This is a genomic window from Achromobacter sp. ACM03 (genome assembly GCF_014851665.1).
Taxonomy (GTDB): Bacteria; Pseudomonadota; Gammaproteobacteria; order Burkholderiales; family Burkholderiaceae_B; genus Achromobacter; species Achromobacter aegrifaciens.
Map to the genome: position 1 here is coordinate 1,438,852 of NZ_JACVAD010000001.1, position 16,955 is coordinate 1,455,806.

The 16,955-nt window shown below is 67.6% G+C and carries 15 protein-coding genes; 6 read left to right on the forward strand and 9 right to left on the reverse strand.

All coding sequences use genetic code 11. The features are described from left to right. Nucleotides 1-9: 9 nt before the first annotated feature. The gene (locus tag IB257_RS06565; protein WP_192492069.1) at nt 10-2,061 is read right to left on the reverse strand and encodes a transcriptional regulator; all 2,052 of its coding nucleotides are present in this window, start codon (nt 2,059-2,061) and stop codon (nt 10-12) included. A gap of 125 nt (nt 2,062-2,186) precedes the next feature. Here IB257_RS06565 and IB257_RS06570 point away from each other — a divergent pair, with 125 nt between their 5' ends. Then, entirely contained in the window at nt 2,187-3,035 is an 849-nt protein-coding gene (locus tag IB257_RS06570) for a class I SAM-dependent methyltransferase (RefSeq protein ID WP_192492070.1), read from the forward strand. A gap of 219 nt (nt 3,036-3,254) precedes the next feature. Here the strand turns inward: IB257_RS06570 and IB257_RS06575 are convergent, their stop codons facing one another. The 7 genes from IB257_RS06575 to IB257_RS06605 form a co-directional block, all read right to left on the reverse strand. Next, nucleotides 3,255-4,115, reverse strand: coding sequence for a D-amino-acid transaminase (locus IB257_RS06575; protein WP_175162233.1), 861 nt, complete (start codon nt 4,113-4,115; stop codon nt 3,255-3,257). A 24-nt stretch (nt 4,116-4,139) separates the two neighbouring features. Beyond that, nucleotides 4,140-4,868, reverse strand: coding sequence for an amino acid ABC transporter ATP-binding protein (locus IB257_RS06580; RefSeq protein ID WP_054456231.1), 729 nt, complete (start codon nt 4,866-4,868; stop codon nt 4,140-4,142). A 27-nt stretch (nt 4,869-4,895) separates the two neighbouring features. Further along, on the reverse strand, nt 4,896-5,579 hold the full coding sequence (locus IB257_RS06585; protein WP_054456230.1) for an amino acid ABC transporter permease: 684 nt from the start codon (nt 5,577-5,579) through the stop codon (nt 4,896-4,898). Next, nucleotides 5,576-6,331, reverse strand: a complete 756-nt coding sequence (locus IB257_RS06590; RefSeq protein ID WP_054456483.1) for an amino acid ABC transporter permease — start codon at nt 6,329-6,331, stop codon at nt 5,576-5,578. The genes IB257_RS06585 and IB257_RS06590 overlap by 4 nt, the downstream gene beginning before the upstream one ends. An 82-nt stretch (nt 6,332-6,413) precedes the next feature. Beyond that, nucleotides 6,414-7,322, reverse strand: coding sequence for a transporter substrate-binding domain-containing protein (locus IB257_RS06595; RefSeq protein WP_119451261.1), 909 nt, complete (start codon nt 7,320-7,322; stop codon nt 6,414-6,416). Between the two features lie 101 nt (nt 7,323-7,423). After that, complete coding sequence (locus IB257_RS06600; RefSeq protein WP_119451260.1) at nt 7,424-8,323, reverse strand: LysR family transcriptional regulator; 900 nt, start codon at nt 8,321-8,323, stop codon at nt 7,424-7,426. Between the two features lie 114 nt (nt 8,324-8,437). Next, a complete protein-coding gene (locus tag IB257_RS06605; protein ID WP_054456227.1) occupies nt 8,438-9,499 on the reverse strand; it encodes a LacI family DNA-binding transcriptional regulator in 1,062 nt (353 codons plus the stop codon). A 112-nt stretch (nt 9,500-9,611) separates the two neighbouring features. Here IB257_RS06605 and IB257_RS06610 point away from each other — a divergent pair, with 112 nt between their 5' ends. From IB257_RS06610 to IB257_RS06630, 5 genes are all read left to right on the forward strand, one after another. After that, nucleotides 9,612-10,631, forward strand: a complete 1,020-nt coding sequence (locus IB257_RS06610; protein ID WP_054456226.1) for a TRAP transporter substrate-binding protein — start codon at nt 9,612-9,614, stop codon at nt 10,629-10,631. A gap of 9 nt (nt 10,632-10,640) precedes the next feature. After that, the gene (locus IB257_RS06615) at nt 10,641-12,521 is read left to right on the forward strand and encodes a TRAP transporter large permease subunit (RefSeq protein WP_192492071.1); all 1,881 of its coding nucleotides are present in this window, start codon (nt 10,641-10,643) and stop codon (nt 12,519-12,521) included. A 66-nt stretch (nt 12,522-12,587) separates the two neighbouring features. Beyond that, entirely contained in the window at nt 12,588-13,127 is a 540-nt protein-coding gene (locus tag IB257_RS06620) for a VOC family protein (RefSeq protein WP_125470655.1), read from the forward strand. 23 nt (nt 13,128-13,150) lie between these two features. After that, nucleotides 13,151-14,428 carry a ribulose-bisphosphate carboxylase large subunit family protein gene (locus IB257_RS06625; protein WP_192492072.1) on the forward strand — a complete coding sequence of 426 codons (1,278 nt, stop codon included), beginning with the start codon at nt 13,151-13,153 and terminating at the stop codon, nt 14,426-14,428. Continuing rightward, nucleotides 14,425-15,774 carry a four-carbon acid sugar kinase family protein gene (locus IB257_RS06630; RefSeq protein WP_192328501.1) on the forward strand — a complete coding sequence of 450 codons (1,350 nt, stop codon included), beginning with the start codon at nt 14,425-14,427 and terminating at the stop codon, nt 15,772-15,774. The genes IB257_RS06625 and IB257_RS06630 overlap by 4 nt, the downstream gene beginning before the upstream one ends. A gap of 32 nt (nt 15,775-15,806) precedes the next feature. Here IB257_RS06630 and IB257_RS06635 read toward each other — a convergent pair whose 3' ends face one another. Further along, nucleotides 15,807-16,925: a porin gene (locus IB257_RS06635; RefSeq protein WP_192492073.1), complete on the reverse strand. Its 1,119-nt coding sequence runs from the start codon at nt 16,923-16,925 to the stop codon at nt 15,807-15,809. Nucleotides 16,926-16,955 lie beyond the last annotated feature (30 nt).

Below are 16,955 nucleotides of genomic sequence, written 5' to 3' on the forward strand. Positions count from 1 at the left end.
GCCGCCGGCTCAGCCCAGCCCGATGCGCCGGGCGCCCGTCCTGAACAGCGCCTCGGCATCTCCGGCCAGGCGGAAGGCCGCCAGGAAGTCGTCCACGCAGTATGAGGGATGCGTCTTGCGGATCGCGGCCAGCAGGCCGGCGGTCTCATCGTCCTTGCCGGCTATCGCCAGGCAGCAGGCCGCGATCGCCAGGATGTGCACATGGGCGTTGGGGCGGGCCGCCGCCTTCAGCGCCCAGCCGGCGGCTTCCTCGAACCGGCCCAGGCGTACCAACGCCAATGCGCGCACGGCCAGCATGCCGAACAGCAGCGGGTCGTACGGGCTCAGGTCGCGAGAATGGTCGGACGAGCCTATCGCGGCCTCGGCGTCGCCCGACTGGCAATGGACGAAGCCCAGGGTGTAGTGCGCCAGGGCGAAATTCGGGCTCAAATCCACGGCGCGCGTCAACTCGGCCAGCGATTGATCCTGGCTGCCGCGCAGCCATAGCGCCCGGCCCATGGCCCAATGCGCCGCCGGGTCGCGGTCATCGGCGATCAGGCCCTGGCCGGCGGCTTCGAACGCCATGTCGATGGCCGGCGCCTGCTCGCCCCAACGCTGGAACGCGTCCTGCCAATGGGTGAATGACAAGCCCGCGTAGGCCCGCGAGAACGTCGGATCGAGCCTCAAGGCCATCTCGAAAAAGTGCCGCGCCTGCTCGTTGTCGGCGCGGTTGAAGCGGTACATATGCCACAGGCCGCGGTGATGGGCCTGCCAGGCGTCCAGGGAGTTCGGCGGCTTCAGAATGGCCCGGTTGCGCTCGGCGGCCTCGATTTCGATGTCGATGGCGGCCACGATCCGGTTGCCGATTTCGTCCAGGGCCAACAGGGCATCGTCCAGCTGCCGGTCGTAGACGTCCGCCCACACGATGCGCGCGGTCCGGGCTTCTATGAGTTCAACGGCTACGGCGATGCGGTCTTGCCGGCGCTGCAGCCACCCGCTCACGACATAGTCCACATTGAGCGTGCGGCCGGCCTCGTCGGGTCCCACGTTGCGCTGGTCCAGCGCGAACACCGTGCCTTGCGCTATGACGAACAGGCTGCGCAGCTTGGCCAGCCGGGTGATGATGTCATAGGCCAGGCCATCGGCCAGCCCGCCGCGCACGCCGGCCTGCGCCGAGCGGTCCACGAAGGGCATCACCGCGATCGACGCGCGGCCCGCGCGCTCCGCGGACGCCGCCTCTGACGCCGCTCCTGGCGCCGCCTCGAGCCGCGGCGTCTCGCTTGCCCGCCCCCTCAGATTCCGCCACGTATCGCGCAAGGGCCGCCAGTCCAACCCGTCCGCCTCGAAGGCGCGGACCGCCGCGGCCAGATGCTCCTCGCCTTCGCGCCATTGACCGCGCTGCGCCAGCAAGCCCAGCAGCAGCTCATGCGCACGCCGGTCGAAGGGAGCGAGCTGCAGCCACTTGTCCAGGCAGGCGAAGGTATCGCCCGACCCTGCCGGAAGGCTGGCCGCCAGATGTTCCAGGACCGCGGCATGGCACGCCCTCAAACGCCGGCGCTGCGCGGTCAGCCAGTTGTTGAAAAAGGGGTTGCGGTCGATCTCCAGCCCCTCGAGGAAATCGCCCGAAAACAGCGCGGCCAGCGCTTGCAGCCGCCCGCAGTCCAGCTGGGCGATGCCCTGCTGCATCGCGCTGCCGATTTCGATGGCGTCGACGTGGCAGTCGACGAGGTCCAGCCTCACCGTGTCCTGCACGGTCTCCACCCTGCGCCGGCCGGGCTCGTCCAGCAGAGTCCTGGCCTTGCTGAGACACCAGCGCAGCTCGCCGCGCGGATCGTTCGGAACGTCCCACAGCAGTTCGCACAGATGCGCGCGTTGCACGGGATGCGGGGCCAACGCCAGATAGGCAATGAGCGCGCGCAGCTTGCGCGACGGCGGCAGCGCCAGGGCCGTGCCCGCCCGGCTGATCGCCATGGGTCCGAGCAGGCGCAACCGGACCTCGCCGCCGGGGTCGGAACCGGACGGCTGCGCGGGGCCGGCCGAACCCTCGGCCGATTCCACGCCGGCTACCACGCTCGCCTCCATGGCCCGCTCTTAACTTGGATTCCGGGAAGCACGGCACACGCAAACCCGCGCGGCGCCGGTTGCGGTTCCCCGGCAGGCCCGCATCGCGCACTGCCGCATACACAGAGCCTTAACGGAGACAGACCATGTCCATTTCCTCCCTCGCCACCAGCCCCGTGCGCGATTCCGCGCAGCCCGACCTGGCCGCCTTGAAGACACGCCAGCAGGGCACCTGGGCTTCCGGGGACTATGCCGTAGTCGGCACCACGCTGCAGATCGTAGGAGAACAGCTGTGCGAATCGCTGGACGTCCGCGCCGGACAGAAGGTGCTTGATGTCGCCGCCGGCAACGGCAATGCCTCGCTGGCCGCCGCCCGCCGCTGGTGCGATGTCGTTTCGACCGACTATGTGCCAGCGCTGCTGGGACGCGGCCGCGAACGCGCCGCCGCCGAGCACTTGAAGATCGAATTCCAGGAAGCCGACGCCGAGGCCCTGCCGTTCCCGGATGGCGGATTCGACGCGGTCGTCTCGACCTTCGGGGTGATGTTCACCCCCGACCAGGACCAGGCGGCCGCCGAAATGGTCCGCGTCTGCCGCGCTGGCGGGAAGATCGGCCTGGCCAACTGGACGCCTGACGGTTTCATCGGCCAGGTCTTCAAGACCATCGGCAAGCATCTGCCGCCGCCCGCCGGGGTCAAGTCGCCGGCGCTGTGGGGCATCCGGGCGCGCATCGACGAAATGTTCGGTCCGCATGCCTCGTCGATCCAGGCCGAGCCCCGCCACTTCGTGTTCCGCTACCGCTCCCCGGAACACTGGCTGCAGGTCTTCAAGACCTACTACGGCCCCCTGCTCAAGGCGTTCGGCGCATTGGACCCGGCGGCGCAAGCCACGCTGACCAGCGACCTCATGGTGCAAATAGACCGGTATAACCGCGCTGGCGATGGCACGATGGTCGTACCCAGCGAATACCTGGAGATCGTGGTGACGCGCCGGTGACCGGACCTTGATGCCTGGCTTGGGCCGGTCCGGGCCATCCACGCGGACAGCGGACGGGAAGCGATCCATGGCGCAACGCCTTCACGGCCGCCCGCGGAATGGCCCGGGCGGCCGATGTAGAGCAACCATACGATGAGGTAGGCAATGGCGTGCCGGCCATTGCCGGACGGGGTGCGAGCCCTTATGCGGAATCATACGCCCGCCATGGCTCGCGCGCCGCTATAGCGCCGAGGCCAGCGCGTACTCCATATACAGCTGCCGCAGCTCGCGGCACACGGGTCCGGGCCGGCCCGTGCCGATGGGCTGGCCGTCCAGCTCGATGACCGGCAGCACGAAGTGCAATGCCGACGTCAACACCAGCTCCGTCGCCCGCCGGCATTCGTCCAGCGTGAACTTGCGTTCTTCCACCGCCACCCCGCGCTTGGCGGCCAACGCCAGCACCGCGGCGCGCGTGCAGCCCGGCAGTATCTCGCGCGACAAGGGCCGCACCACGATCCGTCCTTGCGCATCCACCAGCAGCGCGCTCGACGACGAGCCTTCCGTCACCACGCCGCCGGCATCGACCATCAACGCCTCGAACGCGCCCGCGGCCTGCGCGGCCTGCTTGGCCAGCACCTGGGCGATCAGCGACACGCTCTTGATGTCGCGCCGCTGCCAGCGCATGTCCGGCACGCTTGCCACCCGCACGCCAGATTCCGCCAGCGGATTCACGCGCAAGGACTTCTCGCTGACGTACATCATCACGGTGGGCTCGACGTCGGCGGGAAATGCGAAGTCGCGCTTGCTGTCCGCGCCGCGCGTCACCTGCACATAGACGGACCCTTCGCGCAAGCCGTTGCGCAGCACCAGTTCGCGGCAACGCGCCAGCAGCGTGTCGCGCGGCAGCGGATTGCGGATGCCGACTTCGGCCAGGCTGCGCGCCAGACGGGCGGCGTGCCGCTCGAACTCCAGCAGCAGGCCGTCGATCACCGCGATCACCTCATAGACGCCGTCGCCAAAAAGAAAGCCCCGGTCCAGCGCCGGGATGACGGCCTGCTCGGCCGGAACAAGACTGCCGTTGATATGGAAAATGGAGGACATGGAAGTTCTTGTGGGTAAGGGAAATCAGTGGCTGATGATGCGGGACAGGAAGGCGCGCGAGCGCGCCGACGCGGCGTTGCCGAAGAACGCCTCGGCGCTGGCGTCGTCGACGATCTCTCCGGACTCCATGAACACGACGCGGTCGGCGACGCGGCGCGCGAATCCCATTTCGTGCGTGACGACCATCATGGTCATGCCGTCGCGCGCCAACCCCGTCATTACGTCCAGCACTTCGCCGATCATTTCCGGATCCAGCGCCGAAGTCGGCTCGTCGAACAGCATCACCACCGGGTCCATGGCCAGCGCCCGCGCAATCGCGACCCGCTGCTGCTGGCCGCCCGAAAGCTGTCCCGGATGCTTGCCGCCATGCGCCGCCACGCCGACGCGCTCCAATAGCGCGGCCGCCTTCTCCAAAGCCTGCGCGCGGCTGCGGCCCAGCACGCTGACCTGCCCCAGGCAGACGTTCTCCAGCACCGTCAGATGCGGGAACAGCTCGAAATGCTGGAACACCATGCCGACGCGGGCGCGCAGCTTGGGCAGGTCCGTGCCGGGCGCGCCGACGTCGGTGCCGTCGACCACGATGCGGCCCGCATCGAAGGGTTCCAGCCGGTTCACGCATTTGATCAGCGTGGACTTGCCCGACCCGGACGGCCCGCAGACCACCACGACCTCGCCGCGCCGCACGCGCAGCGAACATTGCTTGAGCACCGGCAGATCGCCGTAGCGCTTGCCGACCTGTTCGATCTCGATCATGTATGTAGACTCCTCATGGAAACAGCTTCAGGCCCCGATCCGGGCGCGCAGCGCCCGCACGCCGCGCGAAGCGGTGAACGAGATCACGAAAAACACCAGCGCCACCAGCATGTACATCTCCACCAGGCGGTTGTCGCGCTGCGCGATCTTGGTCGCGGCCCCAAGGAAATCCGTGAGCGACAGGACATAGACCAGCGCCGTTTCCTGGAAGATGACGATCACCTGCGTCAGCAGCACCGGCAGCATGTTGCGGAACGCCTGCGGCAGGATCACCTTGCGCAGCACCTGTCCGTGGGTGAGGCCCAGGGCGCTGCCCGCCGCATACTGGCCGTGCCCCACGCTGCCCACGCCTGCCCGGATGATCTCGGAGAAATACGCGGCCTCGAACAGGATGAAGGTAATGAAGGCCGACCCCATGGCGCCCAGCACGATGGGCCGCTCAGCCCCCGTAACCGCCTGCAATGCGTAAGGCAGGATGAAATAGATCAGGAAGATCACCAGCACCAGCGGCAGCGAGCGGAACAGGTTCACATACACCGTGGCGGGCCAGGCCAGCAGACGGCCGCCGTACAGCCGCGCAATCGCCAGCAAGGTGCCCAGCAGCAGGCCGCCCACGGTCGACGTGAAGGTCAGCAGCAGGGTAAAGCGCAGGCCCGACAGGATCAGGTACGGCAGCGCGTCGACGATGGCTTGCAGGTCGAAATCCGTCATGCCCTGCCCCCTTTCGCCGCACGCCCGCCGACTGCGCGCCCCGGAATGCGCAACTTGTATTCGAGCGCCCGCATCACCACGATCACAATCAGGTTGAGCGCCAGATAGGCCATGGTCGCGGTCAGGAACGCCTCGAACACCTGGAACGAAAACTCCTGCATCGCGTGAGCCTGGGCGGTCAGTTCCGCCAGCCCGATGGTCAGCGCCACCGAAGTGTTCTTGATGGTGTTCAGGCAATCCGAAGTCATGGTGGGCAGGACCGTGCGCAGCGCATTCGGCAACAGCACGTGCCAGTACAGCTGGGGCAAGGTCAGTCCCAGCGCCAGGCCCGCGTTGCGCTGCCCTTTGGGCAGGGCCTCGATCCCGGCGCGCAGCTGTTCGCCGATGCGCGCCGACATGTACATGCCGATGGCCAGCGCCGCCGTGTAGAAGGACGCGTCGGGCAACTGCTTGATCCAGTCTCCGGCCGCGGCAGGCAGCAGCTCCGGCAAGACGAAGTACCACAGGAACATCTGCACGATCAGCGGGATGTTCCGGAACACTTCCACATAGACGGCCCCCGCCGCGCGCACCCCGCGGTAGGGCAGCGTGCGCGCGACGCCGACCGCCAGGCCCAGCGCCAGCGCGATCAGCCACGCCAGCGCCGCAGTCTTGACCGTCACGCTCAACCCGTCCAGCAGGGTTTGCAGATAGGTTTGCCCGCCATCGGGCGACGGGGCCAGCAGCACGCCCCAATTCCATTGATATGCCATGCTTTTCTCGATGATCAGGCCGCGCGCGGTCCCGGCCCCCGGGGCGGGGCCGCGCATCGGCGTATTGCGGCAGGTTCCGGGCCTAGCGGTAGGCGGCGGGATCGCCCGAATCGGTGGGCGTGGCGACCACGCGCTTGAGCGCCTCGCTCATCGCCACGTTCAGGTTGATGCCCTTGGGCGGCAGCGGGCTGCGGTACCAGCGGTCATACAACGCCTGGAACTCGCCGCTGGCATAGAGCGTCTTGATGGTGTCGTCCACCAGCGCCTTGAACTGCGGATCGTCGCGGCGCAGCATGATGGCGTAGGGTTCGATCGACAGAGACTCGTCGGACACCTCGTAGCGGTCCGGCTGCTTGGCGTTGGCGATCAGGCCGTAGAGCAGGATGTCGTCCATGACGAAAGCGGCGGCGCGGCCGGTCTCGACCATCAGAAAGCCTTCCGCGTGTTCCTTCACGGGCACGATCCTCATGCCCAGCCCGCGCTTTTCGTTCAGCTCGTTGATCTGGCGGATGTTCGCGGTCCCGGAGGTAGAGGCCACGACCTTGCCCTTCAGATCGTCGACGCTGCGCAACTTGGAGGACTTCTGGCTGAGGAACCGGTTGCCGGTGACGAAGGTCGTGACCGAGAACGCCACCTGCTGCTGGCGGTCCAGGGTGTTGGAAGTCGAGGCGCATTCCAGGTCTATGGTGCCGTTGCCCATCAGCGGAATGCGCGTGGCGGAGGTGACGGGCAGATACTTCACCTGGATGTCGCTGCGCTTCAGACGGGCCTGCACCGCGCTGACGATGCGATTGCAGATGTCGATCGAGTAGCCGACAGGCTTCTGGTTGCCGTCGTAGTAGGAAAACGGAATCGAGGTCTCGCGATGGCCGATGGTGATCGCGCCGGTGTCCGCGACCTTCTTCAGCGTGCCGTCCAGCTGCTGGGCCGCGACGGGGCCTGCCATTGCAACCGTCAATGCCGCGATCAATGCCTTGATGGAAAGTGCCATGCTTTTCTCCTTGGGATTCATGTACTTGTGGGGTGCTGCGCAGGACTCGCCGCCGAGCGCGCCCGTCTCCCGGCCGTGGCGGGAGCTTCGGGCGCGGCCAGTCAACGTTGGGTATAGAGGTTGAACACGCGCTCCACCGGCTCTTGGGCTGGTCCCTGGCGGCGCGCATACATGCAGATCTGCATCGGGACGGCGCAGCGCCTGTCCTTGATCGCCACGATCTCTCCCGCGTCCACCGACACCCGGGCGCTGGACTCGGGCAGCCACGCCAAACCCACGCCGGCGCTGACCAGCGTGCGGGCGCCGTCCACGAAATCGGTTTCGCAGACGCGCTGCAGGACGGGGCGTTGCAAGAGGTCGCCGCAAGACAGGTCGACCAGCCGCCGGAAATAGGCGCCCTGGGCGTGCGACACATAGGGGTAACGCGCGGCAGAATCGGCGTCGTACAGCGCGGTCTCGTCCACCGGCATCGAGGCGGGGCGGAACAGTCGCAGGAAGTCGGGCTCCATGCCGGTCCGCATATAGGCTTGCGGATCCAGCTGTATGTCTTCCGCGGCGTGGCGAAAGCACACCAGCAGGTCCACCACGCCGGCCGCCAGCCACTCGACCGAATCATGCACATTGCCCACATGCAGGCGCAGCGACTCGACCCCGCTCTCTTCCTTCCAACGGACGCACCAGCCCGGGAAGTGCGAGGTTGCCAGGCAATGGGGCATGGCCACCCTGAGGACCGCGCCGTCATGGCCGGTGACGCCGGCCTCGCCGCGCGCATCCACCACCTTGCGCACGATTTCGGCGGCGTTGGAACGGAACTGTTCGCCCGCCGCCGTCAGACGCAAGGGAAAGCAGCCGCGGTCTATCAGCGCGGCGCCCGCCCAGGTTTCCAGGGACTGGATGCGGCGGCTGAATGCCGACTGCGATACATGCCGCAGCTCAGCCGCCGTGGTGAACTGTCCGCATTCCGCCAAGGTCAGGAAATCCTGGAACCAACGTAGATCCATTGCAACCGCCGCGCCGTCAGAGTGAATGCGAGGCAGTATAGGGACCGCGCCCGGCGGGCTTATGCATAGTTTGCATAACGCCCCCGCAGTCAGGGTTACTCCCGACTTTTCCGTCTAGGGCAGGTTTTCCCGGAAGATCACCTGGCTGCGCGCCAGCTCCACCCCGTTCATCGGACTGCGCTTGTCGCGCAGGTTGCAGAAGATGCGCACGCAGCTCATCAGCGCCTCCATCGGGCTTTGCGTGATGACGGCGTCCATGGTGCCGTCGATCAGCAGCGCGCGGGTGTCGGGCGTGAGGCCGTGACCGATGAAGACCACCCGGTGTTGCTGCCCGGCTTCCTTCAGCGCGCGCGCCACGCCATCCGAGGCTCCGCCGATGTTGTAGATGCCGGCCAGCTGCGGATACTGCTCCAGCAGCTGGCGGGTCTGCTCGTAGTTGCGCTGCGCGTCGTCGTAGCCTTCGCGCAGGTCCACCACCTGCATGGCCTGGAACTGTTCGGCGTACAGCTGCAGGAAGCCGCCTTCCCGCTCTTCGTGGGCGCGGTAGTGGCGCGACCCGGCGATCAGCGCCACGTGCGCCGCGCGCGACCCGATGAAGCGTGCGATCAGGTAGCCCGCGGTGCGCCCGGCCGCGCGGTTGTCCAGGCCCACATAGGCCACGCGGGCGCTGTTGGCCAGATCGGAGATCAGCGTCACCGCAGGCACGCCCTGCTGCGCCAGCAGGTTGACGGCCTCACGCACCGCCGGGTGTTCCAGCGCCATGAAGGCGATGCCGTCGGCGCGCTTGCCGTGCTTGGCCAGGGCCTGCGCCAGCGCGTCCGGATTGAAGCTCTCCACGTACTCGACCTGGCACCTGGCGTTGAGCGGCCCGAAGTGCTCCTGCGCATAGCTGACGGTATCGCCCAGCATGCGCAGGTAGCGGTTGCTGCCGCGCGGCAGCAGGAACACCAGCCGCAGGGGCTCGGGCGCGGCCGCCGCGCGGACCTCCTGTTCGGGCAGGTAGTCGAGTTCGATGGCCGCCTTGAAGACTTTCTGGGCGGTGCTGGCGCGCACGCCGGGCCTGCGGTTCAGGACCCGGTCGGCCGTGGCGGTGGACACTCCTGCGCGCTCCGCCACATCGGCCAGACGCGCGAGCTTGCGTTCGGGAGGCATGCGATTCACATCAAAATCCATCATTAATCAGGTTTGACGATATTGGCAACGATTCACTATTGTCCACTCTGCCGCATGGTACTGGCGCTGTTGTGGCACATCAAAACACATCATAACCAAGATTATGGAGACAACCATGAAGCTGCTGACACGCCGTAGCGCCCTGCGCCGCCTTTGCGCGGTTCCCGCCGTCGCCCTGACCTCGGGCTTCCCGCTGATCGCCCGCGCCGCCGACTACACGCTCAAGTACGGCAACAACCTGCCGGTCACGCACCCGCTGAACATCCGCGCCCAGGAAGCCGCCGAACGCATTCTCAAGGAAAGCAACGGCCGCGTGGACATCAAGATCTTCCCGAACAACCAGTTGGGCGGGGACACCGACATGCTGGCCCAGGTGCGCTCGGGCGGCATCGACTTCTTCACCCCTTCCGCACTGGTCATCGCGACCCTGGTGCCGGTGGCGGCGATCAATGCCGTGGGCTTCGCCTTCAAGGACTACAACCAGGTCTGGAGCGCCATGGACGGCGCGCTGGGCGCCCACGTGCGCGCCGCCATCGCACAGCGCCGCCTCTACGCCTTCGAAAAGATGTGGGACAACGGCTTTCGCCAGACCACCAGCAGCAAGGCGCCGGTCAAGTCCGCCGCGGACATGGAAGGGCTGAAGATCCGCGTGCCGGTCAGCTCGCTGCCGATCTCCATGTTCAAGGGCCTGGGCGCCGCCCCCGCCAGCCTGCAGTTCAGCGAGGTCTATTCCTCGCTGCAGACCAAGGTGGTGGACGCGCAGGAGAACCCCTTGCCCATCATCCAGGTGGCCAAGCTGTACGAAGTGCAGAAATACTGCTCGCTCACCAACCACATCTGGGACGGCTACTGGTTCATCGCCAACGGCCGCATGTGGGAAGGCCTGCCGCAGGACCTGAAGACGGTGGTGGCGCGCGGCATCAACGAGGCCGGCCTCGCCCAGCGCGAAGACATCAAAAAGCTCAATGCCTCGGTGCAGTCGGACCTGGAGGGCAAGGGCCTGCTGTTCAACCAGCCGTCGGCCGACAGCTTCCGCGAGCAATTGCGCGCGGCCGGCTTCTACAAGGAATGGCAGGGCCGCTTCGGCAACGAAGCCTGGACCCTGCTGGAGCAGGCCGTCGGCAAGCTGGCCTGAGGACGCGCCATGTCCTCCCTGTCCGCTCCCCACGCCGCGCCGCAGGCGCTGCCGGCCCATCCGCTGCGCCGCGCCGCCGGCGCCCTAGACGCGCTGCTGGGCAGCGTGGTCGAACACGTGGCCGCGGCCATCGTGCTGATCGAGATCGCCGTGTTGTTCGCGGGCGTCGTCGCGCGCTACGCCTTCCACAGTCCGCTGGTCTGGTCCGACGAGCTGACGTCCATCCTGTTCCTGTGGCTGTCGATGCTGGGCGCGGTGGTCGCCCTGCGGCGCGGCGAACACATGCGGATGACGGCGCTGGTCAACAACGTCAGCCCCGCGCGCCGCGCCCAGCTGGAAACGCTGGCGCTGGCCGCATCGCTGGCCTTCCTGGCGCTGATCCTGGCACCCGCCGTGGAGTACGCGCATGAAGAACACTTCATCATCACGCCCGCGCTGGAGCTGAGCAACGCCTGGCGCGCCGCCGCGATTCCGGTGGGCATGGGACTGATGGCGGTGGTGGCGCTGCTGCGCCTGCTGCGCACCCAGACCGCGCCGCAAATGCTGGCGGCGCTGGCGGGAGCCGCGGCGGTGGTCGCGCTGTTCTGGGTGGCGCAGCCCCTCTTCGCCACGCTGGGCAAGCTGAACCTGCTGATCTTCTTCGTGGGCATCGTCGCCGCCACGGTGTTCTCGGGCGTGCCCATTGCCTTTTCGTTCGCGCTGGCCACGTTCTCCTACCTGGCCCTGACCACCAACACGCCCATGGTGGTGATGGTGGGCCGGCTGGACGAGGGCATGTCGCATTTGATGCTGCTGGCGGTGCCGCTCTTCATCTTCCTGGGTTCGCTGATCGAGATGACCGGCATGGCGCGCGCCATGATCCAGTTCCTCGCCAGCCTGCTGGGCCACGTGCGCGGCGGGCTGTCCTACGTGCTGATCGGCGCCATGTATCTGGTGTCCGGCATCTCGGGTTCCAAGATCGCCGACATGGCGGCCATCGCCCCCGTGCTGTTCCCCGAAATGCAGAAGCGCGGCGCCAAGCCCGGCGACCTGGTGGCGCTGCTGTCGGCCACCGGCGCGCAGACCGAGACCATTCCGCCGTCGATCGTGCTCATCACCATCGGCTCGGTGACGGGCGTTTCCATCGCCGCGCTGTTCACGGGCGGGCTGCTGCCGGCCGTGGTGCTGGGCCTGGCCCTGTGCTCGGTGGTGTGGTGGCGCTACCGCAAGGAAGACCTGAGCCTGGCGCAGCGCTTCAGCGCCCGCGAGATCGGACGCTTCTTCGTCATCGCGCTGCCCGCCGTGGCCCTGCCCTTCGTGATCCGCGCCGCGGTGGTCGAAGGCGTGGCCACCGCCACCGAGGTCTCGACCATCGGCATCGTGTATTCGGCAGTGGTCGGCCTGCTGATCTACCGGCGCTTCGACTGGGCCCGCTTGAAGCCCATGCTGATCGAGACCGCCTCGTTGTCGGGCGCCATCATGCTGATCGTGGGCTGCGCCACCGCCATGGCCTGGGCGCTGACGCAGTCCGGCTTCTCCGGCGACCTGGCCAAGCTGATGGCCGGCATGCCCGGCGGCAGCTACGGCTTCCTGGCCGTGTCCATCGTGGCCTTCATCATCCTGGGCAGCGTGCTGGAAGGCATACCCGCCATCGTGCTGTTCGGCCCGCTGCTGTTCCCGATCGCGGCGCAGGCCGGCGTGCACGAGGTGCACTACGCCATGGTCGTGATCTTCGCCATGGGCATAGGCCTGTTCGCGCCGCCCTTCGGCGTGGGCTACTACGGCGCCTGCGCCATCAGCCGCGTCGATCCCAACGAAGGCATAGGCCCGATCTGGGGCTACGTCGCCGCGCTGCTGGTGGGCCTGGTGATCGTCGCTGCCTTCCCCTGGTTCTCCATCGGTTTCCTGTGAGGTCCGCGGCCCGCACCGGACCGCATCCTCCCGACATCCTCAAACCTCTCCCGCAAAGAATCCATCATGAGTCGTTTCCTGGGCGAAATCCGCCAACTCGGTTATGTGGTGCACGACATCGAAGCCGCCATGGACTACTGGAGCAGCACGCTGGGCGTGGGGCCCTGGTACTACAACCCGCGCGTGCCCATCGTGAACTACCAGTACGACGGCGAGCGCCACGAACCGCACAACTCGGTGGCGCTGGCGAATTCCGGCTTCGTGCAAGTCGAGCTGATCCAGACGCGCAACGACGTGCCCTCCATGTACCGCGACTTCCTGCAGGCCGGCCGCACCGGGCTGCAGCACGTGGCCTATTGGACCGAAAGCTACGACGCCGACCTGGAGCGCCTGCTGGCGCAGGGCTTCAAGCCCAAGATGAGCGGCGAAGTAGGCGAGAAAGGCCGCTTCATCTACTTCGACACCGAGTACCACCCCGGCACCGTGATCGAGCTGTCCGAAGTGGCCGGTCCCAAGGGCCGCCTGTTCGACCTGATCCGCGACAGCGCCCGGGATTGGGACGGCAGGGACCCCGTGCGCCCCTTCCCCGATCTGAACCGGATCTGATCCCCTTACCTGCCACCTCCGCCATGAATTCCCAATCGTTTACCGCCACCTACCTGATCGAAACCCCGCTGGACCCCGGCAAGGTCGCGGAGATCATGGCTGGCGAGCAATCCTGCGGCACCTTCACGCGGGTGCAGGGCGAAACCGACGAACTGCGCGCCCGCGCCCGGGCGCGGATCGAGTCCATCGAACCCCTGGAGTCCGCATCCGCGCCCAGCCTGCCCAACGCCTGGCTGGCGCGGCAGCCGGGCGGCATGCCTGGCCGCTACCAGCGCGCCCGCGTGCGCATCGCCTTTCCCGTCGCCAACGTCGGCGCCAACCTGCCGACGCTGGCAGCCACGGTAGGCGGCAACCTGTACGACCTGGGCGAAGTCACGGGGCTGCGCCTGGAAAGCATGGAACTGCCGGCCAACTACCGCGCCCAGTTCGACATGCCGCGCGCGGGCATTGCCGGCACGCGGCAACTGACCGGCGTGGCGCACGGTCCGCTGGTAGGCACCATCATCAAGCCCAACGTCGGCCTGTCGCCCGAGCAGACCGCGCATCTGGCGGCGCAGCTGTGCAATGCAGGCGTGGACTTCATCAAGGACGACGAGGTCTGCGCCAACCCCGCTCACGCGCCGCTGGCGCAACGCGTCGCCGCCGTCATGGCGGTGGTGCGCGCGCACCGCGAGCGCACCGGACGGCAGGTCATGGTGGCGTTCAACATCAGCGACGAGACCGACGCCATGCGCCGCCACGCCGACCTGATCGAACGCGAAGGCGGCTCCTGCGTCATGGCCAGCCTGAACCATTGCGGCTACTCGGCCATCCAGACCTTGCGCCGCAGCACCCCGCTGGCGCTGCACGGCCACCGCAACGGTTACGGCGCGCTGTCGCGCCACCCCATGCTGGGCGTGGGCTTCCAGGCTTACCAGACGCTATGGCGGCTGGCCGGCGTGGACCATATGCACGTGCACGGCCTGCAAGGCAAGTTCGCCCAGGAAGACGCCGAAGTCGTCGAGTCCGCGCGCGACTGCCTGGCCTCGCTGACTCCCGGGATCAATGACCCCGTCATGCCGGCGTTTTCGTCCGGCCAATGGGCTGGCACCGTGCCCGCCACCTGGGCCGCCGTGCGCAGCGACGATCTGCTGTTCATGTCCGGCGGCGGCATCCTCGCCCACCCGGACGGACCCGCCGCAGGCGTGCTCAGCATCCGCCAGGCCTGGCAGGCCATGCGCGACGGCGAGCGCCTGGAAGACTACGCGCGCAATGCCCCGGAACTGCGGCGCGCCATCGAGTTCTTCGGCAGCCGCGCATGAGTTCAGCGGCGCAAGACGCAACGCGGCCGCGGCTGGGCTGGTACGGCGACGACTTCACCGGCGCCACGGATACGCTGGCCGAAACCGCGCGCGCCGGCCTGCGCAGCCTGCTGTTCCTGGGCGTGCCGACGCCGGACCAGCTGCGCCGCGCCGGACCGCTGGACGCCATTGGCATCGCCGGCGCGGCGCGCGGCATGGCGCCAGCCGAAATGCAGGCCGAACTGCAGGCCGTGGGCCGCTACATGGCGGGTGCGGGCGTGCGCGTGCTGCATTACAAATGCTGCTCCACCTTCGACAGCGCGCCGCACGTGGGCAGCATCGGCGCCGCCGTGCGCGAACTGCACCGCCACATGCCCAACCCGCTGGTGCCTATCGTGGGCGGGCAGCCCAGCATCGGCCGCTATTGCAGCTTCGCCCAGCTGTTCGCGCGCGCGGGGTCCGCGCCCGAGATCCATCGCATCGACCGCCATCCGGTCATGAGCGCGCATCCCGTCACTCCCATGCACGAAGCCGACCTGCGCCTGCACCTGGCGGCGCAAGGCTTGGCGGACATCCGCTCCTTGCCGCACACGGCCTACCCGCGGCTGCGGCGGGCGGCGGATGCGCCGCTGCTGGACGACTGGATCGACCAGGTCATCGAAAGCACCGACGGACCGCTGCTGCTGGATCTGGTCGACGAAGAACAGCTGGCCATCATCGGCCGGCTCATCTGGCGCGCGGCGTCCTGCCTGCCGTTACTGGCGGTCGGCCCCAGCAGCGTGCAGCAGGCGCTGGCCCGTGCCACGCCAGCCGGCGGCGGCAGCGCCGCAGCCGCGCCGCTGCAACCGGCCTCGGGCCCCGTGCTGGCGGTCGCCGGCAGCCTGTCTCCGGTCACGGCCAGGCAGATCGCCGCGTGCCGGCAATACCAGCTCCAGCCGCTGCAGGCGCAACGGCTCTTGCAAGACCCTGCCTACGCCGCCCAGCAAGCCCAGTTGGCCGCCGCCACGCTGGCCCAGGGGCGTAACGTGCTGGCGCACACCGACCGGCCCGCCCAGCCCCTTGCACCCCATCAGACCGCCGCGACCGCCCGCGCCACCGGTCAACTGGTGGCGGATATCGTGCGCGCCAGCGCGCAAGCCGGCGCGCGCCTGTCACGCATCGGCATCGCCGGCGGCGACACCTCCAGCCAGGCGACGTTGGCCCTGGGCGTCTGGGGCCTGGCGTTCCGCTGCGTGCTGGCGCCCGGCGTGACGGTCAGCCTGACGCGCAGCGATGACCCTGTGACCGACGGCATTGAACTGATGCTCAAGGGCGGACAGATGGGCGGCGATCTGCTGTTCGATGAGTTGGCGTCGGGAGCGGCCTGAGCCGGCATGACGCGCCACGGCGCGCCATGCCCTCAGAACTTGTGCCGGATGCCCAGCGCCAGGGCGGCCTGGCTGTCCTTGCCCGGGGGTAGCGTGGCAAGCGGCGCAAAGTTCAGCGCGGAGTTACGCGCATAGGCGCCGACCGCATACAGGTCTGTGCGCTTGGACAGCCCGCTGTAAAGCAGCTGCAAGACATGCTGTTTGGGATTCGGCGGATTTCCTCCCCCTGCGTCGGCCTTCACGTCGTCGTAGTAAAACGCGGCAGTGACCTGCAGGACCCGCGAAAGGCGGTACCCGACTCCGATCCACCACATGTCGTCGCGCTGGTTCAAGCTGCCTCGGGCCGTCTTGTCCTGCGCCCAGCGGTAGCCCGCCGTCAGGTGCCAAGGATCCGGCGCGTAGGAAGCGCTCAAGGCCAGCTTGCGCAGCCGGTTCGACGCGGTTGTCGGCTTTGCGCCGCCGGCCTCGTCGTAGACTGCCGCCAGGCCAAACAGGCCGGACAGGTAGCTCGCTCCCCCGCCCCAGGCCGACCGCTGATAACGCGTGCCCGCCGCATCATCGAGCTGATAATGCGCCTGCGCCGACAGCGCCCCCGTCCCGACGCGATACTTGACCAAGTTGTCGTGACGCACACCACCCAAGAGAGCCCCCGAAGGCTCGTAGGCCGGCGCGTAGGCCTGAGGCACCATCGGGAACAACAGGCTGAACATGCTGGTGTATTGCCTTCCCAAAGTCACCATGCCGTAGGGGCTGTTCAGACCCAGGAAGGCCTGGCGGTTGAACGGACGTCCCTCCTCGGCCATGGTTCCCGTATGCGTATTCAAGCCGCCTTCAAGCGTGAAAACAGCTTGCATCCCGCCACCCAGGTCCTCCACTCCCTGCATACCCCAACGGGAACCCGACAACCCGCCGGAGCCCATCCGCATCGAGGATCCGCCGGACGAAGACGATCGCCCCGCCGACGCGCCGCGCTTCTTGTTATCGATGTTGTTGCTCTTGTACTCGATATACGTGTCCGCTATTCCGTAGAACTTGAGACTGGACTGCGCGAACACCGCAGGCGAGTGCGCGGCATAGACAGCCAATGCCGCGCACATCGCCGGGACCTTGAATTGCTTGCCACACTTCCTGTATTGCTTTCCATACTTCATGAACCACCCCCTTTGAAAATCGTTATGTTT

What these genes read in the sequence shown, in the direction of transcription:
- IB257_RS06610 (WP_054456226.1), top strand. Translation starts at nt 9,612, where the DNA reads ATGAAGCTGCTGACACGCCGTAGCGCCCTGCGCCGCCTTTGCGCGGTT.
- IB257_RS06620 (WP_125470655.1), top strand. Translation starts at nt 12,588, where the DNA reads ATGAGTCGTTTCCTGGGCGAAATCCGCCAACTCGGTTATGTGGTGCAC.
- IB257_RS06595 (WP_119451261.1), bottom strand. Translation starts at nt 7,322, where the DNA reads ATGGCACTTTCCATCAAGGCATTGATCGCGGCATTGACGGTTGCAATG.
- IB257_RS06575 (WP_175162233.1), bottom strand. Translation starts at nt 4,115, where the DNA reads ATGTCCTCCATTTTCCATATCAACGGCAGTCTTGTTCCGGCCGAGCAG.
- IB257_RS06625 (WP_192492072.1), top strand. Translation starts at nt 13,151, where the DNA reads ATGAATTCCCAATCGTTTACCGCCACCTACCTGATCGAAACCCCGCTG.
- IB257_RS06630 (WP_192328501.1), top strand. Translation starts at nt 14,425, where the DNA reads ATGAGTTCAGCGGCGCAAGACGCAACGCGGCCGCGGCTGGGCTGGTAC.
- IB257_RS06565 (WP_192492069.1), bottom strand. Translation starts at nt 2,061, where the DNA reads ATGGAGGCGAGCGTGGTAGCCGGCGTGGAATCGGCCGAGGGTTCGGCC.
- IB257_RS06635 (WP_192492073.1), bottom strand. Translation starts at nt 16,925, where the DNA reads ATGAAGTATGGAAAGCAATACAGGAAGTGTGGCAAGCAATTCAAGGTC.
- IB257_RS06600 (WP_119451260.1), bottom strand. Translation starts at nt 8,323, where the DNA reads ATGGATCTACGTTGGTTCCAGGATTTCCTGACCTTGGCGGAATGCGGA.
- IB257_RS06605 (WP_054456227.1), bottom strand. Translation starts at nt 9,499, where the DNA reads ATGATGGATTTTGATGTGAATCGCATGCCTCCCGAACGCAAGCTCGCG.
- IB257_RS06615 (WP_192492071.1), top strand. Translation starts at nt 10,641, where the DNA reads ATGTCCTCCCTGTCCGCTCCCCACGCCGCGCCGCAGGCGCTGCCGGCC.
- IB257_RS06585 (WP_054456230.1), bottom strand. Translation starts at nt 5,579, where the DNA reads ATGACGGATTTCGACCTGCAAGCCATCGTCGACGCGCTGCCGTACCTG.
- IB257_RS06570 (WP_192492070.1), top strand. Translation starts at nt 2,187, where the DNA reads ATGTCCATTTCCTCCCTCGCCACCAGCCCCGTGCGCGATTCCGCGCAG.
- IB257_RS06590 (WP_054456483.1), bottom strand. Translation starts at nt 6,331, where the DNA reads ATGGCATATCAATGGAATTGGGGCGTGCTGCTGGCCCCGTCGCCCGAT.
- IB257_RS06580 (WP_054456231.1), bottom strand. Translation starts at nt 4,868, where the DNA reads ATGATCGAGATCGAACAGGTCGGCAAGCGCTACGGCGATCTGCCGGTG.